The sequence below is a fragment of the Corallococcus sicarius genome (assembly GCF_003611735.1).
In the GTDB taxonomy this organism is placed as follows: domain Bacteria; phylum Myxococcota; class Myxococcia; order Myxococcales; family Myxococcaceae; genus Corallococcus; species Corallococcus sicarius.
The window spans coordinates 1-772 of record NZ_RAWG01000674.1 but is presented as its reverse complement, the minus strand read 5'-3'; the positions used below and the strand labels follow the sequence as shown (position 1 = coordinate 772).

At 72.2% G+C, this 772-nt stretch carries 1 protein-coding gene; it reads right to left on the bottom strand.

The annotated features are described in order from the left end of the window. Positions 1-203 precede the first annotated feature (203 nt). A complete protein-coding gene (locus D7X12_RS41640; protein WP_120630591.1) occupies positions 204-623 on the bottom strand; it encodes a hypothetical protein in 420 nt (139 codons plus the stop codon). Positions 624-772: the final 149 nt, after the last annotated feature.

Genomic DNA, 772 nt, shown 5'->3' with positions numbered 1-772 from the left:
CAGTTGTCCGCGGGCGGCGACTCCTGTTGGGCCCAGGCGGCGCCCGCGGACAACTGCACGGCGAGCGCGACGGCCAGGGCGCGGGGACTCCTGCGCGAATGAAATGACACGGGGTGTGGCTCCTCGAAACCGGACGGCCGCGGAGCATGCACCCCGCGAGGACCGTCCGCCTATGACCTGCTTCACGACCACGGCACGCGTTGCTACGCGTGCGTCGGAGGCGAGGCCTTGGGCGCGGTGGCGAGGATGGAGAGGGGCGCGAAGGAGCGGGGTGGGGCGGTGGCTGGAGGGCCGCGCTCCACGCCAGCAGACACCTGGAGGAACTCCCCCGCGAGCAGCGCCTGGGCCTTCGGGGCGGCCGTGAGCAGCGGGCACGTCTCGTGGTTGAGGCCCGGCGCGTCCGCCACCTCGGGCGGCATGGACGCGAGCGTGGGGGCGCGCTCGGTGAAGCGGGACAGCGTGGGGTTCGTGCGCCGCGCGTCCTCTTCGAACGTCTGGTGCTGCGGACAGTAGCGGTGTGCGTGCTGCTCCACGTGCAGCGACAACCCCAGCGGCTGGGCACCCCAGATCGCGACGAGCAGCATCGCGGTGAGGCGGGCGAGGGTGTGGGCGCGCGAGAGCATCAGGGGGGCCCGGCTGGCTTACTGTCGGCTCCCGGGAGTGTCAAGACAGGCAGGGAGCGTCGCTTCCTGAAACAGGGTGACAGTCCCAGGGTGTTTCCATTCCGGGCAACCCGCCGTGCCGCATCGGCTAGGTTGGCGCGCCCCACCGC

Coding starts and splice junctions, on each gene's coding strand:
- D7X12_RS41640 (WP_120630591.1), bottom strand. CDS start 623: ATGCTCTCGCGCGCCCACACCCTCGCCCGCCTCACCGCGATGCTGCTC.